Raw genomic sequence first — 21,571 nt, 5'->3', positions numbered from 1 at the left:
ATATTTTCAAACACTCGTCCCCGTCACTCAGCCAGATAGATACTGATCTTCTTCATGACATTTTTTACCGCGTCTTCTACCGACTCCCCTGTGATCAGACACTTCTTTCCTTCTTCCATCACCGTCTTATTAATCATATCGTCCAATAGAGCCGGAGTTTTTAAACTTTCGATTTTCTGCTTAAAATCATCAACATCACTAGTTGAAGGCCAGATCCGATCCAGATGAAACTCACCTCTTCCAGTATCGTCTACCAGCTCATAACTGTCTTTGAATTCCGCCGGCTTTTCCATATTTTTATCAAATACCTTTTGATTTAGAGGATAACCTAAGACCGAGATCGATTGCATATCCGACTGAAGCATCATTGTCATAAAGCGTTTTGCCAGATCTGTATTTTCACTTCTGGAACTGATTCCCATTGGATCAATAGGGATATATACCTCACCGGGTGCCGTTTTATATTCTGCATCACCCAATCTGCTCCTCATGGACAATATCCAGCATAGATCTTCTGCATTGGCTGCATTAGAAACATTAATTTTAGTATCCTCATACCCCATCATACCCAACAGATAAGTACTGGTTGTCATAAAACTTACCATTTCCAGCATCTGAGTGTCTGACAGGGTTTCCCCCTGAAATTCTCCATCATCTGCGTTCCCTGTTGTTCCCAGTTGTGCATCCTGGATTTTACTCAGAGAACTAAAAAATGCTGTCAGACTATTTTCATCTAAAGTTCCATCCTCTGAGATCCAGAATGGCGCTGAGTTTGCCATGAATAGTCGGATTAATACATCTGCCGGCATACTTCCCAAAATGCTCTGCGCCCCGGGATTTTCATTTCTCAGCTGTTCTGCCAGTTCCGCCATAGAATTTAAATCCTGATACCGGGATACCAGTTCTGTTTTACCCATGACCACCGGAACTGAAAACCGCATTGGTACTGCTAAAATTTTATCTTCTTTTTTGTAAGATGAGGCAATGTTTTCAAAAATACCATCTGTATCTGAAACTTCTGCTATCACATCACTGATATCCGCTAATAAGCCTTTTTCCATATAGGATTCCGTGGGCATTCCATTTAAAAGCAGAATATCGGGACCCTGTCCGGACATGATATTCGTATTCAGGGTTTTTATGGCATCGCTTACAGTTATGGCATCCTCGCCGGTAAGCCCTATATCAAAATTCACAAATACATCCGGATTATTTTTCTGAAATACAGTAACTGCCTGCCGGACAAGGGAATTGTCATACAGCGAATAGATCGTAAGCTCCTTCTCAGGCACAGCTGTCACATTCGGATCATATTGGTATCGTACCAGTGACATACTGTCTGCAACATAGTAATTTAATATAAACGAGTCCTCATTTATAACCGTTCCCCCCACAAGATAAGCAGCAGGGTTGTACATTTTCCCCAATGCTCCGTTGAAAATCTTTTCTACAACGGAACTGTCCAGGGTATATTTATAGACACCGGTAATATCTGCTATATAGATATTTTTATTTACAGGATCTGTCATAAATTTGGGCATGTTCGTCTGATTAGCCACCTTTTCCTTACTGGAAAAAAATTCATTGAGTACCTGGTTTTTTTCCTCTGCCTTATGGGATGTCAGGTCATATGTATCCACCTCTATATCTGCCGCCTCCCAACTGTCATTAAACTTGCTGTAAGCCACAAAAAGCTTACCGCCTATGGGAATCAGATCCGGAGATGTGAAATTTTCTCCATTGGATGCCATATTATAAGTATGCACTATTTCTCCTGTGCTGCAATTGATCTGAAAAATATTCCCCTCCATATCACAGCATATTAATTCCCCCTCTTCGGTGAATTCGGCTGCTGCAATTTCATTCAAGTCTCCGGATAAGGATATATTGATTTCCTTTCCATTACCATCTTTATCTATATATTTGTATATTCTATCCTCACCCTTTTTTGTTTTGTAAAATAAACTGCCATCATATCCAATTGCTATAGGTAGAACGCCTCCGCTCTCTAGAACAAATGACGTGGAAGATTTGCCGGAAGCCGTTTCCGTATCCCCCTTATCCTGCATATCATCCGTCAGCTCTTTAGGCTGCTTCTCCCAGGCAACCCATGTGTCACCGCTATCCCGGGATTCATAAACCCCTTTTTCGGTAAACGCCCTAAGGGTTTTGTCAGAAAGCGTTTTGACTAGTGTGGAAAGATCTCCCTGGGGTAAATTCAAATCCTGTTCTATAAATCTTCCAAGAGATTGATTGCCTGTTGTCTCCAGACTTGCATTCCCCTGTTCTCCTTTTTTGTCTTCTGGTGCAGTTTCATGTTGTTTACACCCGCCCAGAATAATCATTACCATCATTAATAAAACCGATAAAACTATTCTTTTTTGTCTGTTCATTGCAAATCCTTTCCTGGAGCGTACCTGATTATTCTTTCCCACCATTTGCACGCCTCCTCTCAGGAAATTAGCCCGGGCATTCTTATACATTTCCTGTCTGTGATCTTATTATAACACAGACCTTTTTTTGCTGCCTCTAAGAAACCTTTATCTTATCTCTAATTTATCTCTAATTTTCCCGAAACAACCAAAAGGAGTTATTGATATGCTATAATATTCAAAAGATTCTGGATTTCTGCATTTTAGCTTTTGCAGTTGTTAATACCTAATAAACCGGATTGGATTCTATACAAAGGAGCTTTAAAATATGAGAATTTTAATTATTGATGATGATGTCAAACTGTGCCAGTCTCTTTCCTACAAATTAAAGAAAGAAGGCTTTTCTGTAGATATATGCCATAACGGGGAAGACGGGCTTTATCTGGCTTTCCAGAATGCCCATGACCTGATTCTTCTGGACCGAATGCTTCCGTCAATGAGCGGAACCATGCTTCTATCCAAATTAAGAGAATCCGGCAGTACCACCCCCGTCATATTGGTTACTGCTCTTGGCGAAATTAACGACCGGGTGCAGGGGTTGGACACAGGTGCGGATGATTACTTGGTTAAGCCCATTGCTTATGAAGAACTCATGGCCAGAATCCGCTGTATCAGCCGGCGTCCAAGAAAAATAGAAATTATGCAGCATATAACCTGTGGGGATGTGACCTTCCACACGTTGGAAAAAGTATTATACAGAGACAGTCTCTCCTGTTCCCTGTCTAAAAAAGAAGGGGAACTGATGGAAGTATTTCTAAGAAACCCAAACCGGGTACTCCCCCGAATGCTGCTGCTGGTAAAGGTATGGGGACCGGATGCCGAAATCGAGGATGGCAATCTGGATAATTACATTCATTTTTTAAGAAGACGCCTGGGAACGGTAAACAGCAGCCTTACCATTAAAACGATCCGTGGGATCGGATATCGGCTGGAGGTCTGAATGTTTCATAAAATTCATATAAAAATGACTCTTTTTAATACCCTTGCCACCAGTGCAATCCTGATTGTTATGTCCCTTGCCGGGCTTTTTGTGTTTGAAGGCCTCTTAACAAAAAATGAATCTGCGGTCTTTGACAAAAATCAAAATGCGATCCTGACTTATCTGGACGGACAGAATATCATTGACCATGAGAAACTTCTTCGACTGGCTGATAACCGGTATTATACGATTGTACTTTTGGAAAAGGGCAGGCTGCTTTTTCAAAATCAAAGCAGGCAGGATTCCTTGCAGAAAGACCTCATAGACACTGCATACCAGACCGCAAAAAAGGATTACCAGTTCGATATTGCAAATCCTCCTGTCTCCAAAAGGATGGTTAAATATCTGGACTTCGGAATGTCTTCACAAAACAAAAAATATTATGTTTCGGTGGCTTCCCTGCCGAATTCCACAGGAGTATTATGCGCTGTTATCCTGTTCGACCGCTCCCAGCTGTTCTCCCAGATCTTTCAGCTGCGCCTGACATTTTTCTGCATTGACGTAACTGCGATTTTACTGCTGTATCTCTTTGCCCGGAGATTTACCAGGCAGATGCTGTCTCCAATCGAAGAAAACAGAAAACAACAGGTGCACTTTGTAGCCTCTGCCTCTCATGAGCTTCGTTCTCCCCTTTCGGTTATGCTCGCCAGCGTCACTGCATTAAAAGCCGCTGATGAGGAAGACCGTGCAGTCTTCTATGAAGCAATCGAGAGTGAGGGCGGACGTATGAAGCGTCTGATCGATGATATGCTGACTCTGGCCAATGCCGATAACCAATCCTGGTCGGTCCATTTTGAAGATACACAGCTGGATACCCTGTTACTGGATGTCTATGAGAAATACAGCCCCGTTGCAAGGAGCCGCCGGATGACTCTGCATATCACCCTGCCGGATGGACCGGTCCCCCAATGCATTTGCGACAAGCAGCGTATTGAACAGGTCCTTTCCATTCTTCTGAATAACGCTATCAGTTATTCTCCCGGGGGCAGTTCCATAACGCTTGGCATTTGTCAGACCGACAACAAACTGAAACTATGGGTTGCCGATAAAGGTTACGGAATACCGGATGAATTGAAGCAAAAGATTTTTCTGCGGTTTTTCCGTGCTGATCCGGCACGCAAAGACCGGGAGCATTTTGGTCTTGGACTTTGTATCGCCAGTGAAATCATCCGTCTCCACCAGGGTAAAATATGGGTGGAAGATAATCCGGGCGGCGGCAGCGTCTTTTATTTCACACTTGCCTCCCGCATACTTTAGTACTACAGCGAACAGTTTCTTAAATTGGGGTTTAGCTGAGGAAGGGGACACTTTGTATATGATAGGTAGTGTACGAAAAGAGAAGGGGGCGAGCCAGGACATTGATTTGGAAGGCTTACCGCAGAACTGGCATTTTCTAACCTTCCCAGAGCCCTTTTTGGCGGCACGCGGGCATTCGCTCCGAAATCCTGATGCATTTCGCAGCTCACTGCCCGCTTACAATCCGATGGGAGCCAATCGAATTGTATCCGCCAAAAAGTGCTCTGGGAAGGTAAGTAAATACTCAGCTCTGCTATACGCCTTCCAAATCAATGTCCTGGCTCGCCCCCTTCTCTTTCCGAGATAGCATTCGTTGAAACAAAGCTGGTTTTCTCAGCATGATGGGACCCGGGGGTTGTGGAATGCCGGACGCGACTGGCGCAAAGCAACTGATCTTGAAAACAGAATTTGTTTTTCATTCTGTAACCAGAAAAAGGAGCAAACTTCCATCTTCTTTTACACAAACAGCCGAAACATACTGCGCAGCATCCAATAAAGAACAGCCTGCCACAGCCCAGGGGTCTCCACCAGGCTGATAAAACCAGCTTTGTGGCAGTAAACTGGATCTCGGAAAGATGGGTGTGGGAAACTGGCATGGGCGGAGGAAGCGTAGAGCAGAGCTGAGTATTTACTTACCTTTTCGAAGTGTTTTTTGGCGGATAGTATTCGACTGGCTCCCATCGGATACTAAGCGGGTACTGAACCGAGAAATGCATCAGGATTTCTCGGTGAATACCCGCGTGCCGCCAAAAAGCGCTTTGGAAAGGTTAGAAAATACCAGTTCTGCGGCCAGCTGACGGAGCCCATGCCAGTTTCCCACACCCATCTTTCCGTACACTACCTACATCTACAAAGCGTCATTACTCAGCTAAACCCAAATATAAGATGAAATTGTTCTCTGTAGTATTAGAGCGTGTTTTTAAATTCCTGTTTTCTATTTACTTTATATAGCTTTATGTACTATAATATTACGCGTACAATCAATTAGAGAAAGGACAAGTTAATATTATGAGAAAACCATTTATTATGCTGGGCGCTCTTTTACTGGCTGCCGCTGTTTTCACCGGATGCGGGCAAAAGGGATCAACATCTGATACGCAAAGTAATACTACGGCACAAACGGAAACAGTTAAGTCCAGTGAAGCTGCCTCAGCAAAAGAAGCCGGCGAAACTGACACAACTGCAGAATCTGCTACCGCTGACACCACTAAAACCACGGAGGCTGACGCTGCCGCTGACTCAACCTTACTCTCAGGCAAGCATCATGTAGAAATCACGGTGAAAGATTATGGTACCATTAAAGTAGAACTGGATGCAGATAATGCTCCTATCTCTGTAACAAATTTTGTCAATCTGGCAAAGAACGGATTCTATGACAATCTTACCTTCCACCGCATTATCAGCGGATTTATGATTCAGGGCGGTGACCCTGAGGGAAACGGAATGGGCGGTTCCGATGAGACAATAAAAGGCGAATTTTCCAATAATGGCGTTGAAAATCCCCTGAAGCATACAAGAGGTGCCATTTCCATGGCGCGCTCCCAGGATATGGACAGTGCCAGCTCCCAGTTCTTTATCGTTCACGAGGACAGTGACTTCCTGGATGGCGATTATGCTGTATTCGGTTATGTAACCGAGGGAATGGAAATCGTAGATAAGATCTGTGAAGATACGAAGGTTCAGGACAGTAACGGAACGGTATCTCCGGAAGACCAGCCAACTATTGAGAGTATTAAGGTAGTCGATTGATCTGACTATGCTATCATTATAGCTTTCACAATAGCTTCAACTATCGATTTCATTGTGACTAGATCGTTGATCAGGTTGTTTACCTAACTATTCTTATCTTATTACAAATTACAAAAAGCGGCGTGCAAGGAATTAGTTTCCCCTGCATGCCGCTTTTTATAATTTCATAATACCATTTTGTATTTCTTTATATTGGAAAAGCTGCCGTAAATCACCTGATTTTTATTTTTAACATAAGCCCTGACTTTAAAGTAATATGTTTTTCCTTTTTTTAATCCGCTCTTTATGGCTGTTGTCTTCGTACTGGTGGCTGCCTTCTTATAAGAACCCTTTCCATTCTTCATCCATATTTCATATCCGCCTGCTTTTACTTTTCCATAGTTTAACTTTACTTTTGATGTGCGGTACCTGCTGACGGATTTTAATTTGACTTTTTTGGGCTTTGCTGCCGTATACACCTGTGATGAATATTTCCCCTGCCCTGCTTTATTGACCGCAGCAACTTTTACGGTGTATTTCGTTCCCGAAACCAGTTTTTTTATCTTTATGGATGTCTTTGTAGTTTTTCCAGCCAGGCGCCATTTGCCGCTTTTATAAATATACACCTTATAGGATTCAGCATTATTCAATTTCTTCCAGGAAACCGTCAGATAATCAGTCTCCGCTTTCGACTTCAAACCAGATACCTGTTCCGGCTTTTTTAGAGCTGGCTCTGGTGTTGGATCGGGCGTCGGTGTTGGATTGGGCTTTGGGTCTGGCGTCGGGTCAGGTGTTGGATCGGGCTTTGGATCTGGTCCCGGGTCTGGTGTTGGATCAGGCTTTGGATCGGGGTCCGGATCGGGTTTCGGCGGATCTACCGGATCCTTTAGTTGTAGCTGATCTTTTGCATCTCGCAATTGTTTGATACAATCACTGATCTCCCCATCCATTGCATTTTCATCCTGATACACCTTTTTAGCGGCTTCTAAGGATTCTATAAATAAAGCAGCGTCTTTATAAACGGTGGTATCTACCTTTCCGTATTCATCCAGAAGTGATAACAGTTCCTCTTTTGATCCCCTGATATAGCTGCTATATTGCACTGCATTCATTAACTCTGCCCACGCTCTGTCTATTTCCGGCTGGGATGCATCCTGGCGTTCTGCTATGGAGACAGCCTTATCATAAGAATCGTTCAGCTGTTCTTTTATGGCAGGAATAATCTCATCTCTGTCCAACTGCCCAGTATAAGATATTACTTTAGCAAGGTTATCTCTGCTGATATTTTCTGTCTGTATATCCTGCGGGATTGGTCCGGGAAGCCCGATCCAACTCTTATCAACTTTTTTTCTTATTTTCAGCATGGCATTCAGAAGGTATTTCTGTTCTTCATTTACAGCCCCCTGGGTTACATCATCCGCTGCCAGAAGCTGGTTGGCACGAACTAAGGATACCCCCAGCTGGTCTTTGTAATTGCCATCTGCAAAACTGTTCATATCGTATTGGTTTGCTATAACAGTCAAAGCCCGGAGGTCCGCCGTCATTACTTTAGCAGGAACTTCTTCTCCTTTGATGTAAGTCAGCCTGTCAATATCAATTACCGGTGTCTCACATTCTATTTTAATCCTGTGGGAAGCCAAGTCCAAGCCGCTGATTTCAAACAATTTAATATTTATTCCAGGTTCTCCCATGCATGATACGGTCTTGACATAGGTTCCGTCTATATATATCCGTGCACTACCAAAGTTAACGTCGTGCTGTCCATACCAGGCAGCACCTGTTCCATAGAATGCCAATTCTACAGAAGCTTCTGCTTCTTTTGTATAACGGGCTCCTCCTCCATGGTATCCGTCATTTTCTTCCCTTACCCAATCCCCTGTATATACCAGTTCAGGATCATTTTCCTCTACTGTTACCGCCCCCTCAGGATCCGGTACAGGTCCAGGTCCATCCGTATCCGGTTCGCTGATTTCTACTGCTTTTACCAGCAAGTAATCGCTGAAAGGGTAAGAAAATACAGCATTGCTACTGGTTACATTTGTGGCAACTACCTGATTATTTACATAATCTACGATGCGGTACAGCTTTCCGTCTTCCAGCCCTTTTAATTCGATATCCGGGTTACCGGACGGACGGTACCGGTTTCCGTCTTTATAGAATGCATAATACATGATTCCGTCTTTATACACCGTATAGGTTTCATAAGGGTCATATCCGTAACTGTACAAATCCCCAATAAATGTCCCTTTATGCAATTGGTTTTCCTGAGCAATTTTAAGCCATTTTGCATACTCCTCCTCTTCCCAGCCTGACAAGTCACGTTTTTCAATCAGTATGGCTCCCGTTCCTATGGTTGAAGGATACCAGACTTCATTATGATCTGTCGTAACAGGGAAATAATCACCGCATAGTGCTTTATATGCCTTTACCCTTCTCCTTGTCTGATCCACAGAAGTGGGATCGGCAGTAGGCACCTGGGTTACATAGGGCAGAGAATAATAATCCTGTGGCGTTCCGCAGTTGCATAGAAGGTGAAATGCATTCGGGTCATTGTCTGTCATAGCCTCATAAACTGCCCGGTAGAACACAGCCTGCTGTTCTGTGGATTCTTCCGGGTATTCATGGTGATGGTCCTGACTGTAGCACTTTGGAAGGCTCCATACATAATCACTTTTAAATCCATCAAATCCCCATTCATTCATAGCACGGTTAATAAAATCAACCTGGCTCTGTACTGCCCCTTCTGACAAAGGACACAGCGCATAACCGCAGCTTCCCAGAAAACTGTTCCACTGTCCCGGTCCTGCCAGCTTCCCAAAGCTTCCGTCCTGGTTTTTTATAAAATACTCTGGATGCTCTTTAAATAATGCGCTGTCTTCCCTTCCACCGTCACAGGGACGCCACCACAATACTGCAGTCATCCCCCTTTCATGAATTGCATCAGTCAGATGCCGCATGTCCAAAGCACCATTAGGAAGCTTCCAGTTGTTCAGCCCCCATTCTCCTGCGGCATTATACCAGCCGTCATCCAGGGTAATCTGTTTGATTCCCATCTCTTTTAACTCGTCCAGCTTATTGATAATCAGTTCCACTGTCCAGTCAAATTCCCATCCCCAGCTCTCCCAGCGGAGATCATAGCTGCTTTCAGGAATCTGTTCCCGGGAGAGTGTGGTAAATCCTATCTGCTTCATACCATCGGCATAACCCCGCAGCCCCGAATAATAGTCGCCTCTGTGTACATTGACAAAGCTCTGGCTGATTTCTGTTTCCCTTTGGGTAATAACTGCACCTGGATGTTTCACGGACACATAAGCGGTACCATTCCTCTCGTTTACCGGAGTGGAAAGCTGTCGCCGGGTCACACTGGCATCACCCACCGTAATACCCCCGTCTTTCCCGTAGATATCCGCCACCGGAATACCTGCCGCAGTTTGATTCTGTAAGTTCTCCCTATAGAAGCTTTCACCATCCGACAGATCTATTTTCTGTAGAGTATCGTATCGGCTCTGGGCCCCCTCACCGCCGCCATTGTAACTCCAGACTGTATCTGAGGGATTATCCAGGCTGAATCTGCTGTCAATAAATTCGTCTGCATCTACCTCTTCTTCTGCCCTATAAGAACTGCTGATATGGAGCAGGCCTTTTACCTCATCTACCGTCTCAATGACTACCGACCGCTGAATCCCCCTGCCGCTGGAAATGGAGGTGATTGTCATCCGGCTGCCGGCTCCCGCAGCTCCGGTTACGTTTTCCTGTACTTCACATTGAAAGTCTGAAAAGTCTGTTACTTCCTCCCCACCCACCACCGGATAAGAGACCTCTGAGTTCCTGGTCATAAAAGCAGTATTGCCATCATCCTCTATACAGGATAACTGCACCGTGCCATCTTCCTGAAAAAACGTCACCGATACCCCGTTTCCGGTTATTTGTGCCACCTCCCTTGGCGAGGCTTTCACCTCTAATCCGTTCCCGCCCAATGTACCTGCAAGCATTAGAAGTGCTCCCAGCATTGCAAAAGTTTTATTCTTCATCGTACTTTTCCTTTCTGATATTCAGACACGATTCAGCTACAGCCGGACCAGATAGCTTTTCTACTATTCAAGTCCGGCTGTGTATTTAATTCATTTGACTATTTCTATTTCGCTTTTACGCTGATATCTGCACTGTAACTGCCTGCAATATTTTTTTTGCCAGATTTTTTGTAAGCCTTTACTTTATAAGTATATTTCTTATTCTTTTTCACATCTTTATCTTTATAAGATAATTTACCGGCCTTTAGTTCCGCTGCCTTTCTCCAGGTCTTTCCTGTCTTTTTCATTACCACATAGCCGGAAACTCCGCTTACCTTTTTCCAGGATATAGTCACAGATCCCCGTAAAACTTTGCTCTTGGCAACAGGTGCTGCCGGAACGGCTTTTTTGGTAATTGTCCGATTCTGGCTGTAAACTGTTTTGTGATCAATTACTTTATAGGCTTTTACGGAAAATTGGTACTTGCTTCCCGGAGTGGTATTTTTATAAATATAAGAAACCGTTGCATTTCCTTTTATATTCTTTACGGTTGACCATTTGCCTTTATTTTTGACCTGAATAACGTAGCCGTCCGCATCCGCTGCTTTTTTCCAGCTAAGCTTAATATTCTTAGACTGATAAGGTACAGCTTTTAATGTTAACCGGACAGACTGAAATTGTAATTGCTCCAGACGGGTTTCTGCTGCAGTTAAAACCGAATAATTTTTAACCAGGTTTTTCTGTGCAGGAGTCAGTTTGTTATATGCATTACGCGCTTCTTTTATAAGAGCTTCACTGTTCAGAGTTACCGTTTTGATCCCGTTGATCTGGTTTATCACAGGCTCTGCCGCGCGGGCATCCAATTCTGCCTGAGCAGGCAGCTTCTTCAACCCGGCAATTGCTTTCACCAAAGCGGCTGTACTTGCATCAACCTGCTGCTGATCCGCTTTTTCACTATCTGCCACTGTCTGAGCTGATTGAATGGCATCTGCCAGCACTTTATAAGTATCCGCTGTATATAAGGATGCATTTATCCCTTTTGCTTCTTTTAACTTACTCAGTAATTGCTGCTTATCCGCTTTTATTACTTTATGAACCACAAAATTAACCCACCCATTGCTGTCTATGGATATTTTGGCTTCCTTTGTTGCCGGGTCATAGGTGACCTTTGGAGTGCTGTACTGATTGTGGTTATTACCGGAATCATACATTCCGTCTATCACTTCAATTACCGGCTCCTCTTCCTGATTCGTCAGGGTAATTACAGTATTGCGGAACTGCTCATCTCTCCTTGCCCCATCCGGCATATAATTGTTCAGCAGATACTTAGGCCACAAGTCGTTATTATCCGAATCCCAATGCTGTGTCTCTCCCGGCCCGGTAGCAATATATCCTTCCCAGATATCATCCTTATCAACAAGGAAGTTATTCAGATTTACCTTATAAGCATTGTCTTCCTCTTTTAACAGAAGATAGGTGTAGTTATCATATTCCACATGAATATCGGTGTTGCTGTCATTGGTGGGAAGGGTTACTTCCTGTCTCATCTCCTGCTGCCATTTGCTGTTGTATGTATACCAGGTATTATCCAGTTTGTACGCATATCCGGTACCGGTATAAGTCTGAGGATAAGCTCCATCAAACAGCTCTTTTAGTTTTTCAGGTGAATTATAGGAATTCCTGATATCGGATTTTGTCAGTGTCAGAATATTTCCGTTCTTCTCCTTAAAATCTTGTATCGCTCTTGGAATAATGGATGGCAATATGCCGTACCTTCCTGTAGTCTGGGTCATGAAGGTTTTTTCATCTCCCTGTTTCCCCCCATCTCCGTACAGGGTGCCTACCACATTCCATCCCATGGAGCCTGCAAAGTTATTGAGAGATCCATCTGTGCTGTCATAGGCGATTTTAGTTTTCGCCAGCATTTCTTCCTTATCCGGTATTTTTTCATTCAGCATATAATCAACTGCTTTACTGATCGCATGATTATATACGGGTCCTATCTGGTTACGGATACCGGTTGAATTAAACGGATGTTCAAAGGAATACACCGTAGCACCACTCATAGACTCCTGGATCATACGCATGGGATAGAGCAGTTCCGGAAATGCAAATGCACCTCTGCACTCTTCCGGTCCATGGCTTCCAATACTTCCGTCCGGATTTTCATAGAGCTTCCAGTAACCCTCGATAAACCACATCCAGGAATCGATCAGGGAACCGTAATTATCGCACATATCGGAAAGCCAGGCACCATAGGTAACGCTTTCAAAGGAATTATAGCTTACGTTTGTGCTCCATGCACTTGTTGTTTTCGACATCAGAATAAGATTCTCTTTGTTTTCTTTTGCCGTATTGTAAAACCGTTCATTATTGATAATTGTCTCAACAGAATCGCCCTCATCGTTCATATCTGCAACCCAGACATACCCGCCATACTGAGCGGCCAATTCAATTTTATCTGCTATTTCGTTGCTGAGCCTTGTACGATTCCCTGCACTGTGAAGCTCGGAATATGCCGTTCCCATAAAATATTCAAAGTTTTGGTAATACTCTGCCACCTTGGCATTTGACAGATAATTACTCGTAAATGAATTACCAACCATAACGAAAAACGGGATATGGTTTTCCTCTGCAAGTCTGGTCTGTTCATCTAAAAACTCCATATGCCCCGGATAATCTACATTCAGGTAATACCCAGGATGGATGACAATTGCAGAGTATGGCTTCTGGTTCTCCGGAAGCTGATTCCAGAACGTAACGATATCATGTCCGCCCTGAATTGGTCCCGGGGTAGCTTCTGAGGGGTTCATTTCCCTTGCCATGTGATGAATGATCAACGGATGCTCATTGTCTATCGTCATTCTGAGAGCCGCTTTTCCCATTACATCCACCGGTATTTCCTTTATCAGGTCTTTGCTGGTAACGGTAAGTACAGCCGATCCGATTCCAATTCCCGCAACAGTTAATCCATCGCTGACTTTTACGATCTCCTCATTGCTGCTGACCACTTCCACTTCCTGATTATATACATGCGCAGTTCCCATAAGTACATCAACACTCAGGCTGGTAGTTTTTCCAACCTTCAAAGATATTGTGTCCGGGTTTACACTTAAGGTATCCGCCTTTACTTCACTGGTATCCCCGGTATATTCAAACGCATCCACCTCAATATAGTTCTGATACTGTATCTCAGGTCCTACCGCTTCAACGCGGAGGGTATGCTCACCAAAGGGAATTCCAACCAGCGTATAGAGGTCTTCCTGCATTACTGCTGTCCCTGCTGCATTTACCCTGGCTATTTCTTCTCCATCCAGGTAAAGCCTGGCTTCCCCATAATTGGTATCTTTTTGTCCGATCCAACGAATACCAGTACCGGTGAACGTAACCTCTGCCCATGCACCCGGTGCATTGGATTGCCTGGCATCTCCTCCAATATGGGAGTCGCCCGTTTCCACTTCCCATTTACCGGAGTATTTTACCAGGTCTGATTTGTTGTCAATCTCAACCCAGTCTGCAAAAGCCTCTTTTGCCTGGTTCTCATCCATAAGCACCTGGTCCGTCTCTGTTTCGCTCCCGGCCTCTGTTCTGCCTTCCTGTGTGCTGCCGTCTTCTGTTCGTACCGCATATTCCATTTCTGTCTCAGCATGTTCAACGACAGAACTCTGTTCTCTCACCTCAGCCGCTGCAGTGAGCGGAGTACTGAGGCATAAGCACGTTGCAGCCAATAAAGCTGTCAGTTTTTTTCCTCTCCATTTCATCTTATTTCCTCCCTTTCGTATATCTTTATCATCAGTATAATGATTACAAATAACAAAGTACATACGATTACTTGTCACAAAAATTTACTTTTTTGACCCCTATGGGAGGAATTTTACAAAATGAAAAATAGTAGTAAAAAATTCAACTTTTTACTACAAAAATATATCATTTTTATATGTTTTCTCTTCTTTTTACAATCATCTACCGCTCAATACCGTCACGTGCAGCCTGTCCCTGGTTGAAGGGATGTTTAATCTTTCTTATCTCAGATACATAGTCGGCAGCATCTATTAGTTCCTGGCTAGGAGTGTTTCCAGTTATGATGACCTCAAGATTTTCCGGCTTATCTTTGAGGAAATCTAAAACTACCTTTTCATCCAGCAGTCCGGCACTGATGGTATAAATTGTTTCATCCATAAATAGCACATCATATCCTTCTTCTTTGGCAATCTGTGTCACTTTTAAAAACTGCTGTTTGTAAAACTCCCTGCGCTCTGCCTTTTCTTCCTGTGTCATTTGAAAACTAAATTTTTCTTCCTCCAGCCCATCTATGATGCGGATATTGTCTACCTTTTCCAAAATCTTACGTTCACTGGTCTTATTGTTCTTCATAAACTGGTAAACCAGAACCTTGTACCCGAATCCTGCTGCCCTGATCGTCAGCCCCATACCGGTTGTAGTTTTTCCTTTTCCATCACCATAATAAATATGAACCAAACCTGTTCCTTTTAACATTTCCAAACCTCCTGATTTATTTTAATATATGTTCGTGCAGCATTTTATGTGGGCAATGATGTACAAACGATTCCAACGTGTTATGATTATTTATTTTACCATAAGTGTTTATAGAAAAACAGATAAAATGGGAAAACAAAAGAGCAGGAATCAGATACCAGAACTCACCTGGCAATTATCCCTGCTCTTTCTGAGGCTATATTACAAATCCAACTTCATATCACCTGGTTTTATCCAGTTTCTCTTTCTCATAAATTCTGATACAATCAGCGTTACAATTGCAGGAAGTAAGATCTGTATCACCGCTATTTTGATTAAAACTACGGTAGATCCCTCCACAGGAGCCATAGTCTGATACGTCATGATCTGTCCTACCAGTCCTGCGGTTCCCATACCGGAACCAGTTGCATTACTGGTCATTTTTAAGATCATCGTACCAACAGGCCCTAATATGGCACTGGATAAAATTGCGGGAATCCATATAACCGGCTTTCGTACGATATTGGGTACCTGGAGCATAGAGGTTCCTATACCCTGGGCAAGAAGCCCCGCCACTTTATTTTCCCGGTAACTGGCTACTGCAAATCCTACCATGTTGCAGCAGCACCCTATGGTAGCCGCTCCTGCTGCCAGACCGGAAAGGTTGAGGATTACGCCCAGTGCAGCAGAGCTGATGGGAAGTGTTAAAACCATACCCATAATTACAGATACGATAATCCCCATCAGGAATGGCTGCTGCTCGGTTCCCCAGTTAATAATTGCTCCAAGTCCTTCCATAAATCTGGAAATGGGCGGTCCAACCAGAAGGCCTACCGCTGCACCGGATGCAATTGTTGCAATCGGTGTTACCAGAATATCTATTTTCGTTTTACCGGACACCAGATGTCCCACTTCGATTGCTACATATGCGGCGATAAAGGCTCCCAGGGGTTCACCCGGTCCAGCCAGAACAATCGCCCCGTCCACCAGAACGGTACCAGCCAGAATCTTGCCTGCAAAGCCGCCAATCATACCGGCCGTTGCCGCAGAAAGTACTACCAGCGGACTTTCTTTGAACTTATAGGCAACACCCACACCAATACCTGCACTGGTCATGGCTGCCGCCACCTTGCCCACCTGGAATAGCAGCGCTCCAATATCGCCCCCGATCAGATTTGCAATCTGTTGGATGATGGTTCCAACAATCAATGTAGCAAACAGGCCCAGAGCCATGCCGCTTAGACCATCAATGAAAACTCTGTTTAAATACCTTTTAATTAAATTCATCTTTCCCTCCCGGATCGTATTAGCCATCAATTAAGACTTTACCCTATAAAATAGTCTTTATACAGTATTATAAGTTCTTGACAGCTGTCTTGTCACTGGGGAAAATGTACCATATTTTTGATCATTAATCAAGTATTCTTTTTTCTTTTAGCTCATTTTCAATCTCATCCAGAATTTCTTCGGAATCCGCCTCGATTGTATGATAATGTACCCCATCCGTCAACGCATTGAGCGGGCGGGTCTTATAATGCTCCACCTTATTTACAAATTCATCTGCATCTCTTCTGTTTGAGATAATCAGGTCTACCATAATCTGCCCATATATTTCATGCTCTACAACCACATCCAGCATTTTCCCGCCCAGGTCAACGACACAGTACAACTCTTCCCGGGTCTGGTCTGCACGGTGTTTTACCCGAACCGACCGCCTTGCCCTTGCCGGAACTGATGTATGGTAGAGTATATAGCCCTTATTGGTAGACAGTATATTTTTATTAACCGCCCGTAAAAGTGCAATATCCTGGACAATAACCTGACGGCTGACAGACAGTCTCTTCGCCAGTTCTGTCCCAGACACAGGAACCTGGCTCTGTTCCAGGATTTTAATGATTTGTTCTCGTCTTTCTAATGTTTCCATAAATGTAAACGCCTCCGGGATTTTTGTATTTGGTATGATTATACTATGGAAACATGGCAGAGGGCAACCAATAATCCCTACATTTCCTATTTACAATAAATTTGGTTTATTGTATGATGTAACATAGAATATACTGTCGAAAGGTTGATACAAAATGATAAAAGATAAAGAAGCACTACTTTTTAAATCGCTTCAATGTTTGGCCGTTATTGTTCTCGCCTTCTTGCTCGGTTCTGCCGCATATTCGGAAAAAACAGTCTACACCGTTGCATCCGGACAGGAATCGGACTCACTGTCCCTGAAAACCAACAATTCATCCGACTCATCGGGGACATCCAACAGTGAAGCTGAGAAAACAGGTACATTAGAACTTCATATATATGACCAGATTACAGAAAAACTCACCGAGCTTCAGGAACTGCGCATAAGTCTGGAAGAAAACTCAGGCAGTGATTCCAACGAAATGGATGATACAGACGATGCTCCCTACAGCTCAGAATTGAATGAGTATGATTTTACAGAAAAAGAAACTACTGCCGAATATTCCAGCAGTACTACTGTCACAGAAAAAGCTGAATCCGAATCGGAATACTATAAAATTTCATCAGAAGAATCTGATACAGATTCCAAATATCAGATTTATACCAAAAAAGATACCGCAGTTATCAACTCCTCACCGGAAACAGAACCATCCACTACGGAAATTGAATCAATCATGGCTTCCCCTGAAAGTTATCTTCTCCGATATAGTGAAGAACCTTCAAAGAAATCCATTCCCCAGACTTTTGACCTGAGGGTAGGAAAAGAAGCGGGACTGACACCATTATATCTACACAAAAAGCTTCCCATCAAGCAGACCTGGGAAGAGTTTGAAGGTACACTTACCAATATGCTTGACAGCTTCGCGGGCGATTGGGGGCTTTACCTGAAAAATTTAAAAACAGGAGACGTGATCAGCATCAATGAACATCCCATGGAATCAGCCAGTCTGATTAAGCTTTACATTATGGGAGCCGTGTATCAGCATATTGCAGATGGAACTCTTGAAAAAACCGAAACCATTGACCGACTGTTAAATGATATGATCACCGTAAGTGACAATGAGTCTTCCAATGAACTGGTGCGATCCCTGTCACCGACCAAAGACCACAGTGAAGGCATGAAGATGGTAAATGAATTTATCCAGAAGAACGGCTTTAAAAACACCAAGCAGGTAAACGGACTGGCTGATCCCAGCCTCTGGGTAGAAAATGCAGTAAACCAGACTTCCCCCGCTGACTGCGGAAAACTTTTGGAGAAAATATATAAAGGAAAACTTGTTTCCCACCTTGCTTCAAGAAGCATGGAAGATCTGCTTTTAAATCAGGAAATCACTTATAAGATTCCAGCCGGACTTCCGGAAAGCGTGACAAGTGCTAATAAAACAGGTGAGGTCAGCAACTCCGAAAATGATGCTGCTATTGTATATTCCAACGCCTGTGATTACATACTATGCATTATGTCCACAGACCTGGCTGCCACCAATTCAGCAGTAAATCACATCAACAGTTTATCCTCACTGATCTATGACTACTTTAATGAATAAGCGGCAGTTTGAAATCTTGAATAGACGAACAGCAAGAAAGGAAACACATTAATATGATGCGAATATGGTTTAAAATATTTAAAGATAATAAAATGCTGCGGGATACCGTGATCTGTGATGACACCGGTGAAACCAGAACCCATAAAATATTTAATGCCCTGGATGCCGCCTGTTATGAATTTGATCTGGGTAAGCCACTGTGGCTGGATGCAACAGTGGCTGAGTTCAAGCGCCATGATAAAGCACGTTTTAATCAGGATAATTTTATTGAATCGATTGATTTTGATTATTTGGAGATACATGTTATTGAGGAATAGACTCTCACATGGTTTGACGCAAATCTGGCAAAAATTGATTTCAAAACATGAACTAAAATGTATTACAAATGAAGCCTCCTGCTAAAGGGGGCTTTATTTAGAACTTCTTTCTCCCACAGTGGCTACAAATGAATTCCATTCTCTCTCAAACAGCAATATATCAAACTACATTTCGCTTTTCTCCGTTTTGAAATGCTTGAATATTTAAATATACTTCTTTCATCAGCCTCTCTCTGGCTTCCTTGCTGATCCATCCAATATGAGGGGTAATGAGTAATTTCCTGCTATCCTGGATTTCCAACAGCGGATTGTCCTTTTTCATGGGCTCTTCTGTCAGGACATCCAATCCGGCACCTCCAATCATCCCCTCTTTTAATGCTTCTGCTAAATCTCTTTCATTTACAATAGGACCTCTTGCTACGTTTAACAAAATTGCTGTATTTTTCATTTTTTCAAAAGCCTGTAAATTCAACAGATTCTCGGTATCCGAATTAAGCGGCGCATGAACCGAGATAATATCAGACCGATGCAGCAGAGAATCAAAATCAACCTGCTCATAAACCGCATCTTTATTTCTTCCCGAAGTAGAATAATAGATTATATGGCAGCCAAGAGCCTCCGCAATCCTGGCAGTACGCCTGCCGATTGCCCCTAATCCGACAATCCCCCAGTTCTTACCTTCCAGTTCAAGAATCTGCTCGCCAAAATGTGTAAATAGCTCACTTTTCACATACTCCCCGCTTTTTACATACTGGTCATAATAACTTAATTTATGTAACAAAAACAGCGCCATGGATATTGTATGTTGTGCAACTGCATTTGTGGAATACCCTGCCACATTGGCAACTGTTATATTTCTGGAATCCAGATACTCCTTATCCAGCACATTATAACCGGTCGCCGTTACTGCAATCATTTTCAGATTTGTGGCATTTACAAGATTCTCCTTATTCATGGGCACTTTATTCATGATCACAATGTCTGCATCTTTTACCCTTTGCGCTACCTCATGTTCCTGGGTTGTATCATAGACAGCCACTTGCCCAAGTTCTTTAAAGCAAGACAAATCCATATCATTTCCTATTGTTTTTCCTTCTAATATCACGATCTTCATCATTACGGCTTTCCTTTCCGACATCTCATACTACCTGCGTTTAGGCGTTTACCTGAATCCATATAAAATCCATCGGAAAAAGGCCACCTTATATAACACAAGGCAGCCCCCTTCTATATGAATTTATGCAGTTTTCCTGATTTTGTGAACCATATCTAGAATTAGGCCCACTTATCCCTGGAATCGCACTAATTAAAACCTATATCTATGAACTTCTATCTTAAAAATACTAATTGTTACAAAATAGCTGCTTCGATCTATTTTAACATCATCTGCCGCAGACTGCGGCTAAATACCTTTCTTAATACCTCGATAAAAATCACTTCTATAAACGTTTTAACAATTCTTCTCTTTCTTTTTCAAATCCTGGTTTTCCAAGTAACGCAAACATATTCTTCTTGTAGCTTTCGACACCCGGCTGATTGAAAGGATTTACTCCCAATGTATAGCCGCTGACACCACATGCAAATTCGAAGAAATAGAACAGCTCACCTAAGGAAAACTCATCCTGCTTCGGAATGGTTACCATCAGATTTGGCACATTTCCATCCGTATGAGCAAGGATCGTTCCATTCATAGCACTTTTATTTACAAAATCCACAGTTTGTCCTGCAAGATAATTGAGGCCATCTAAATCTACCGGCTCTTCCCCGATTTTTAACTCACACTGAGACTCTTCTACATTCAATACTGTTTCGAACATAATACGGCTTCCGTCCTGGATAAACTGACCCATAGAATGGAGATCTGTAGTCAGATCTACGCTTGCAGGGAATATTCCCTTTTGGTCTTTTCCTTCACTCTCGCCATATAATTGTTTCCACCATTCAGATACGTAGTGTAAGCTTGGTTCATAGTTGGCTAATATCTCTACTGATTTGCCTTTTCTTAACAGGATATTACGGATTGCTGCATACTGTAATGCATCATTTTCTTCAAAATCAGCTTCCAGAGCGCGCTGTCTTCCGGACGCAGCGCCCTCCATCAACTTCTTAATATCTGCTCCACTTACTGCGATAGGAAGCAGTCCTACTGCGGTTAATACGGAGAAACGTCCGCCTACATCATCCGGAACTACGAAGCTTTCATAACCTTCTTCGGTAGCCAGGTTTTTAAGGGCCCCTCTGGCCTTGTCCGTTGTAGCATAGATTCTCTTGGCTGCTTCTGCCTTGCCATATTTCTTTTCCAGCATTTCTTTGAAAATACGGAAAGCAATTGCTGGTTCAGTAGTGGTACCTGATTTTGATATAATGTTTACAGAAAAATCTCTGTCCCCGATAACATCGATTAAATGCTTTAAATAGGTGCTGCTTATGCTGTTTCCTACATAATAAATCTCCGGTGTCTTACGGATTTCCTTTGAAACCATATTATAAAAGTTGTGGCGTAAAAATTCTATTGCCGCTCTGGCACCAAGATAGGATCCACCGATACCAATGACCAGCAGCACCTCACTGTCTCCCTGAATTTTTTCCGCTGACTTCTCAATTCTTCCAAACTCTTCCTTGTCATAATCTACAGGTAAATCAATCCATCCCAGGAAATCATTCCCAGCACCTGTCTTTGATACCAGCGTGTCCTTAGCAGCAGCAACTATATTTTTCATTGCTTCTACTTCGTTTTCACCAATAAATCCAGCTGCTTTTGAATAATCAAACGTTACTTTATTTCCCATGATATTCACTCCTTCTATGCGTGTTTTATATGTTC

Annotated in this window: 14 protein-coding genes; 5 read left to right on the top strand and 9 right to left on the bottom strand. The window is 43.0% G+C overall.

Annotated elements, in window-relative coordinates; all coding sequences use genetic code 11:
- Positions 1-23: 23 nt before the first annotated feature.
- Positions 24-2,438, bottom strand: a complete 2,415-nt coding sequence (locus QR40_RS23150) for an ABC transporter substrate-binding protein (RefSeq protein ID WP_044296939.1) — start codon at positions 2,436-2,438, stop codon at positions 24-26.
- A 262-nt stretch (positions 2,439-2,700) separates the two neighbouring features.
- Here QR40_RS23150 and QR40_RS23145 point away from each other — a divergent pair, with 262 nt between their 5' ends.
- Together QR40_RS23145 and QR40_RS30250 are read left to right on the top strand one after the other, a co-directional pair.
- On the top strand, positions 2,701-3,372 hold the full coding sequence (locus tag QR40_RS23145) for a response regulator transcription factor (protein WP_027295300.1): 672 nt from the start codon (positions 2,701-2,703) through the stop codon (positions 3,370-3,372).
- Positions 3,373-4,668 carry a sensor histidine kinase gene (locus QR40_RS30250; RefSeq protein WP_052431022.1) on the top strand — a complete coding sequence of 432 codons (1,296 nt, stop codon included), beginning with the start codon at positions 3,373-3,375 and terminating at the stop codon, positions 4,666-4,668.
- A gap of 754 nt (positions 4,669-5,422) precedes the next feature.
- Here QR40_RS30250 and QR40_RS32695 read toward each other — a convergent pair.
- On the bottom strand, positions 5,423-5,545 hold the full coding sequence (locus tag QR40_RS32695) for a hypothetical protein (RefSeq protein ID WP_276325459.1): 123 nt from the start codon (positions 5,543-5,545) through the stop codon (positions 5,423-5,425).
- Between the two features lie 170 nt (positions 5,546-5,715).
- On the opposite strand from QR40_RS32695, the gene QR40_RS23130 reads away from it, so the two are divergent.
- A complete protein-coding gene (locus tag QR40_RS23130; RefSeq protein WP_044296936.1) occupies positions 5,716-6,456 on the top strand; it encodes a peptidylprolyl isomerase in 741 nt (246 codons plus the stop codon).
- Between the two features lie 164 nt (positions 6,457-6,620).
- Here the strand turns inward: QR40_RS23130 and QR40_RS30245 are convergent, their stop codons facing one another.
- The 5 genes from QR40_RS30245 to QR40_RS23105 all read right to left on the bottom strand — a co-directional run bounded on the left by QR40_RS30245 (position 6,621) and on the right by QR40_RS23105 (position 16,845).
- Positions 6,621-10,466 carry an alpha-galactosidase gene (locus QR40_RS30245; RefSeq protein ID WP_052431021.1) on the bottom strand — a complete coding sequence of 1,282 codons (3,846 nt, stop codon included), beginning with the start codon at positions 10,464-10,466 and terminating at the stop codon, positions 6,621-6,623.
- 104 nt (positions 10,467-10,570) lie between these two features.
- Positions 10,571-14,206, bottom strand: coding sequence for a glycoside hydrolase family 98 domain-containing protein (locus QR40_RS23120; RefSeq protein WP_044296935.1), 3,636 nt, complete (start codon positions 14,204-14,206; stop codon positions 10,571-10,573).
- Positions 14,207-14,408: 202 nt separating this feature from the next.
- Positions 14,409-14,942, bottom strand: coding sequence for a cob(I)yrinic acid a,c-diamide adenosyltransferase (locus QR40_RS23115; RefSeq protein ID WP_044289563.1), 534 nt, complete (start codon positions 14,940-14,942; stop codon positions 14,409-14,411).
- 201 nt (positions 14,943-15,143) lie between these two features.
- Positions 15,144-16,208, bottom strand: a complete 1,065-nt coding sequence (locus tag QR40_RS23110) for a PTS sugar transporter subunit IIC (protein ID WP_027295305.1) — start codon at positions 16,206-16,208, stop codon at positions 15,144-15,146.
- A gap of 124 nt (positions 16,209-16,332) precedes the next feature.
- Positions 16,333-16,845, bottom strand: a complete 513-nt coding sequence (locus tag QR40_RS23105; protein WP_027295306.1) for a transcription repressor NadR — start codon at positions 16,843-16,845, stop codon at positions 16,333-16,335.
- A 154-nt stretch (positions 16,846-16,999) separates the two neighbouring features.
- Here QR40_RS23105 and QR40_RS30240 point away from each other — a divergent pair, with 154 nt between their 5' ends.
- Together QR40_RS30240 and QR40_RS23095 are read left to right on the top strand one after the other, a co-directional pair.
- Positions 17,000-18,430, top strand: coding sequence for a serine hydrolase (locus tag QR40_RS30240; protein ID WP_052431020.1), 1,431 nt, complete (start codon positions 17,000-17,002; stop codon positions 18,428-18,430).
- 53 nt (positions 18,431-18,483) lie between these two features.
- Positions 18,484-18,747, top strand: coding sequence for a hypothetical protein (locus QR40_RS23095; protein ID WP_027295307.1), 264 nt, complete (start codon positions 18,484-18,486; stop codon positions 18,745-18,747).
- Between the two features lie 160 nt (positions 18,748-18,907).
- Here the strand turns inward: QR40_RS23095 and QR40_RS23090 are convergent, their stop codons facing one another.
- Together QR40_RS23090 and QR40_RS23085 are read right to left on the bottom strand one after the other, a co-directional pair.
- A complete protein-coding gene (locus QR40_RS23090; protein ID WP_044297001.1) occupies positions 18,908-19,861 on the bottom strand; it encodes a D-2-hydroxyacid dehydrogenase in 954 nt (317 codons plus the stop codon).
- 325 nt (positions 19,862-20,186) lie between these two features.
- A complete protein-coding gene (locus QR40_RS23085) occupies positions 20,187-21,536 on the bottom strand; it encodes a glucose-6-phosphate isomerase (protein ID WP_044296934.1) in 1,350 nt (449 codons plus the stop codon).
- Positions 21,537-21,571: the final 35 nt, after the last annotated feature.

The organism is Robinsoniella peoriensis, assembly GCF_000797495.1.
GTDB lineage: Bacteria > Bacillota > Clostridia > Lachnospirales > Lachnospiraceae > Robinsoniella > Robinsoniella peoriensis.
The sequence above is the reverse complement of the archived record's forward strand: the minus strand, read 5'-3'. Positions and strand labels throughout refer to the sequence as shown.